The organism is Allolucifera butyrica, assembly GCF_900476375.1.
GTDB classification, from domain to species: domain Bacteria; phylum Bacillota; class Negativicutes; order Sporomusales; family UPPP01; genus Lucifera; species Lucifera butyrica.
On record NZ_UPPP01000011.1, the window covers coordinates 1 to 312 of the forward strand.

Below are 312 nucleotides of genomic sequence, written 5' to 3' on the forward strand. Positions count from 1 at the left end.
TTCGGCTTGACTTCGCGACTCTTTTGCCGGTCCTCAACCCCAGCCGAGTTGCCTCGCCTGGTTTGGGCTTCTTCCCTGTTCGCTCGCCGCTACTTCGGGAATCTCGTTTGATTTCTTTTCCTCCGGGTACTTAGATGTTTCAGTTCCCCGGGTGCCCTCCTATTTTGCAATAGGTGACGGTGCATTACCACCGCCGGGTTCCCCCATTCGGAGATCCAGGGATTATTGCCTGCTTGCGGCTCCCCCTGGCTTTTCGGAGCTTACCCCGTCCTTCTTCGGCTCTTGGCGCCTAGGCATCCACCGTATGCCCTT

Annotated in this window: 1 rRNA gene; it reads right to left on the reverse strand. The window is 57.4% G+C overall.

From position 1 onward, the window contains the following. A 23S ribosomal RNA gene (locus tag LUCIF_RS00045) occupies positions 1-312 on the reverse strand; the annotation flags it as partial.